Annotated in this window: 5 protein-coding genes; 4 read left to right on the top strand and 1 reads right to left on the bottom strand. The window is 67.8% G+C overall.

Annotated elements, in window-relative coordinates:
• On the top strand, positions 1 to 506 hold a 506-nt coding region (locus HOQ08_RS13810), incomplete at its 5' end, for an FAD-linked oxidase C-terminal domain-containing protein (RefSeq protein ID WP_291196018.1).
• 47 nt (positions 507 to 553) lie between these two features.
• Positions 554 to 1,147 (top strand): uracil-DNA glycosylase family protein, encoded by a 594-nt coding sequence (locus tag HOQ08_RS13805; RefSeq protein WP_291196015.1) that lies wholly within the window; start codon positions 554 to 556, stop codon positions 1,145 to 1,147.
• Between the two features lie 7 nt (positions 1,148 to 1,154).
• On the opposite strand, the gene rhtC is transcribed toward HOQ08_RS13805, so the two are convergent.
• Entirely contained in the window at positions 1,155 to 1,778 is a 624-nt protein-coding gene (gene rhtC / locus HOQ08_RS13800) for a threonine export protein RhtC (RefSeq protein WP_291196012.1), read from the bottom strand.
• A 201-nt stretch (positions 1,779 to 1,979) separates the two neighbouring features.
• On the opposite strand from rhtC, the gene HOQ08_RS13795 reads away from it, so the two are divergent.
• On the top strand, positions 1,980 to 3,248 hold the full coding sequence (locus HOQ08_RS13795) for a nucleoside permease (RefSeq protein WP_291196008.1): 1,269 nt from the start codon (positions 1,980 to 1,982) through the stop codon (positions 3,246 to 3,248).
• Positions 3,249 to 3,338: 90 nt separating this feature from the next.
• A partial coding sequence (locus tag HOQ08_RS13790; protein WP_291196006.1) for a TonB-dependent receptor plug domain-containing protein occupies positions 3,339 to 4,285 on the top strand: 947 nt, incomplete at its 3' end.

The raw sequence follows: 4,285 nt of genomic DNA, 5'->3' as shown, positions 1-4,285 counted from the left end.
TCGAGGCGGTGGCGCAGGCAGCGAGCGGCCAGGGCCTGCTCGAGCTGCGCGCCGCGGCGAACGCCGCCGAGGCGCAGGCGCTGTGGGCCGCGCGCAAGGCGCTCTCGCCGGCACAGCGTGCGATCTCCACCGACAAGATCAACGAGGATGTGGTGGTGCCGGTCAGCCAGGTGCCGGCGCTGGTGGAGGCCGTGCGCGAACTTTCCGGGCGATATGCGCTGCCGATCGTCACCTTCGGCCACGCCGGCAACGGCAACCTGCACGTCAACCTGCTGCCGCGCGACGCGGGCGAACGCGAACGTGCGAGCGCCTGCCTCGCCGAGGTGTTCGAACGGGTGATCGCGCTGGGCGGCACGCTCTCGGGCGAGCACGGCATCGGCCTGACCAAGCGCCCGTTCATGCCGCAGGCGCTGGAGCCGGCGACACTTTCGTTGATGCGTGGCGTCAAGCAGGCGTTCGACCCCGACGGCATCCTCAATCCCGGCAAGGTGCTGCCGGAGGCTTGAGCAGAACGCCCGAGTACCACCGCCCTCCTGCCGCCGCCCGCCAACTCATGTCGTCTGTCCAAATCGACCGCCTGCTCGCCGAAATCCGCGCCTGCCAGATCTGCGCCGCCCACCTGCCGCACGGCGTGCGCCCGGTGCTGCAGGCCTCGGCCAGCGCACGATTGCTGATCGTCAGCCAGGCGCCAGGGCGCAAGGTACACCTGAGCGGCATCCCGTTCGACGACGTGAGCGGCGATCGCCTGCGCGAGTGGCTGGGCGTGGACAAGGCCACCTTCTACGACGCGGCACGCGTGGCGATCGTGCCGATGGGCTTCTGCTTCCCCGGCAGCGCGCGCGGTGCGGACCTGCCGCCGCGGCGCGAGTGCGCACCGGCCTGGCATCCGCGCCTGCTGCCGTTGATGACCCGGGTGAATTTGACCCTGGCGATCGGCCGCTACGCGCAGGTCGGCCTGCTGCGTGCACGGGCTGGCGCCAGCCTTACCGACACCGTGCGCGACTGGCGCACGCACCTGGCCAGCGGCGTGCTGCCGCTGCCGCACCCGAGCCCGCGCAACCAGCTGTGGACCAAGCGCAACCCGTGGTTCGCGGAGGAACTGCTGCCGGTGCTGCGCGAGCGTGTGGCCGGCGCCTTGCGCTCGTAGCATCGGCTCAACCGCGACGGGCGACGATCAGGCGCAGGCCAAAGGCGATGAACACCGCACCGGCAAAGCCATCGATCCAGCGCGCAAGTTTCAGGTAGCCCCGGCGCATCGCCGGCAGTGCGAAGAACGCGGCCACCAGCGCAAACCATGCGAACGTCTCGGCGACGACCAGCAGCCACAGGCCCCAGCGCGCGGCCGCGTCCACGCGGTCGCCCAGGAAGGCCGAGAACACGCTGCCGAAGTAGATCACCACCTTCGGGTTGGCCAGGTTGGTCAGCAGCCCCGCGCGCAGCGTGGCCAGGTCGCTGCCGAACACGATGGTCGCCTGCCCCGCCTGCGCTGGCTCGTGCGATAGCGCGCCGCGCAGCATGCGCACGCCCAGCCAGACCAGGTACAAGCCGCCGGCGACCGCGATCGCCTGCTGCAACCAGGCCAGCCGGTGCAGCACCAGCTGCAGGCCGAGCAGCGCCAGCGCCGACCACAAGGTGATGCCCAGGGTGATGCCCAGCACCCCGAACAGCGCCTGTCGCCGCGAACGGCTGACCGCCGTCTGCGAGACGAACAGGAAATCCGGCCCCGGACTCGACAGCGCGACCAGGTGCACCAGGGCGATGGTGAGGAAGAGATTCATGGCTCGGCTGCGTGCGAGGGGTGCGCACCAGTCTAGGGGCTGTCCATCCAGACTGCCCGGATCGGAAACATCGGCAGCGACAAACCCGCTGCACCGCGCCTTGCCCGTCCGCAGGCGTTTCTCTAACCTGCCCCGCTTTGCAGCCATGGGTGCATTCCCGCGGCTTTTGGCAGGGGAAAGGCACATGCGGAACATGGCTCCATGAATATCAAGCTGCGTCTGATCGTGATGAACTTCCTGCAGTTCTTCGTGTGGGGTTCCTGGCTCACCACCATCGGCGCCTACTGGTTCCAGACCCGCCATTGGGGCGGCGCCGAGTTCGGCGCGATCTTCTCCACGATGGGCATCGCCTCGCTGTTCATGCCGGCGATCACCGGCATCATCGCGGACAAGTGGATCAATGCCGAACGCCTCTACGGCGTGCTGCATCTGGGCGGCGCCGTGATGCTGTTCATCGTGCCGACGATCGACAGCCCGGCCGTGCTGTTCTGGGTGATGCTGGTCAACATGTGCTTCTACATGCCGACCATCGCGCTCTCCATCACGGTGGCCTACAACGCGCTCAAGACCGAGGGCGTGGACATCGTCAAGGTGTATCCGCCGATCCGCGTGTGGGGCACCGTGGGTTTCATCGCCGCCATGTGGGCGATCAGCCTGCTGCACATCGAGACCACGCCGGACCAGTTCCGCATCGCCGGCATCGCTGCGGTGCTGCTGGGCCTGTACGCGTTTTCGCTGCCGCCCTGCCCGCCACGCGACACCCGCCACAGCTCGATGATCGACGTGCTCGGCCTGCGCTCGTTCGCGCTGTTCAAGAACTACAAGATGGCGGTGTTCTTCCTGTTCGCGATGGCGCTGGGCGCCGCGCTGCAGCTGACCAACGCCTATGGCGACACCTTCCTGCACGACTTCGGCAAGATCGACGCGTACAAGGGCCTGCTCACGGTGCGCTACCCGAACATCGTGCTGTCGATCTCGCAGATGTCCGAAACGTTGTTCATCCTGGCCATCCCGTTCTTCCTCAAGCGCTTCGGCATCAAGACGGTGATGCTGGTCAGCATGGTCGCCTGGGTGCTGCGCTTCGGCCTGTTCGCCTACGGCAACCCGGCGGAACTGCTGTGGATGATCGTGATGTCCAACATCGTCTACGGCATGGCATTCGACTTCTTCAACATCTCCGGCTCGCTGTTCGTCGAGGGCCAGGCCGACCCGAAGATCCGCGCCAGCGCGCAGGGCCTGTTCATGCTGATGACCAACGGCGTGGGCGCGGTGCTGGGCAGTTCCATCAGCGGCCAGGTGATCGAGCGCTTCTTCACCGGCCCGGACGGCGCGCTGCAGTGGCAGGGCATCTGGCTGAGCTTCGCCGGCTACGCGCTGGTGGTGGCGGTGCTGTTCGTGATCCTGTTCCGCCACAAGCACATTCCGGAGAACGCGGCGCGGGCGAACCTGGGGCACCAGGCGGGGATCTGAAACGCGGGTGCCGCGGCGGGTCGCAAGTTCTTGCTTGTTGTTGAGAATAATTTTCATTAACCTGCGCAGCCTTCCCCGCTGGAGGTTGCCATGTCGCTGTCCGTACGCCCGCTTGCCCTCGTCCTGGTCCTGGCGCCGGCAGTCCCGCTCCATGCCACGGACGCGACCCAGGCGACCAACCTCGATCGCGTCGAGGTGTCCGAGAGCACCCTGCGCATGCCGCGCAGCCAGGGCGCGCTGCCGATGACGATCACCGTGATCGACCCGCAACAGCTCCGGCAGCAATTGGCCATCACACCCGACTTGGGCGACGCGATCGGCGCGCTGGTGCCCTCCTATTCGCCCTCCACGCAGAAGCTGTCGGTGCGCGGCCAGACGCTGCGCGGACGCAACCCGCTGTACATGATCGACGGCGTGCCCCAATCGAGCCCCCTGCGCAACGGCTCGCGCGACGGCTACACCATCGACCCGGCGATGATCGAGCGGATCGAGATCGTCGAGGGTTCCAATTCGCTGCAAGGCCTGGGCGCCGCCGGCGGCATCATCAACATCATCACCAAGCGTGCCCCGGCAAAGGACGGCATCCGCCAGGAACTCACCCTGGACGCGAGCGCGCCGACGCAAGGCGCCGAGGGCCTGGGCTACGGCGCGGCCTGGCTGCTGGGCGCACGCTCGGGCGCGTTCGACATGGTCGTGGGCGCTTCCTGGCGCAAACGCGGCATGTATTCGGACGGCCACGGGCGGCTGATCGGCGTGGACGGCACCCAGGGCGATTTGATGGATTCGAAGAGCTGGGACGGTTTCGCCAAGCTCGGCTACACCTTTGCCGAGGGACGCCGGCTGCAGCTGACGGCCAACCGTTTCCAGCTGCAGGGCAACGGCGATTACAGCGCCGTCTCCGGCGACATGGACGCCGGCATCCCGACCACCTCCTTGCGGCGGCAACAGCCGGGCGAGGCGCCGCGCAACCGCGTGCTCACCACCAGCCTGGACTACCGCGATCCGCAGCTGGCCGGCGGCGAGCTGCGCGCCCAGCT

Origin of the sequence: Frateuria sp. (genome assembly GCF_013362045.1) — a bacterium.
In the GTDB taxonomy this organism is placed as follows: domain Bacteria; phylum Pseudomonadota; class Gammaproteobacteria; order Xanthomonadales; family Rhodanobacteraceae; genus Frateuria_A.
The sequence above is the reverse complement of the archived record's forward strand: the minus strand, read 5'-3'. Positions and strand labels throughout refer to the sequence as shown.

Excerpts from the sequence above, each read along its gene's own strand:
- HOQ08_RS13805 (WP_291196015.1), top strand. The coding sequence starts at position 554 with ATGTCGTCTGTCCAAATCGACCGCCTGCTCGCCGAAATCCGCGCCTGC.
- HOQ08_RS13795 (WP_291196008.1), top strand. The coding sequence starts at position 1,980 with ATGAATATCAAGCTGCGTCTGATCGTGATGAACTTCCTGCAGTTCTTC.
- rhtC (WP_291196012.1), bottom strand. The coding sequence starts at position 1,778 with ATGAATCTCTTCCTCACCATCGCCCTGGTGCACCTGGTCGCGCTGTCG.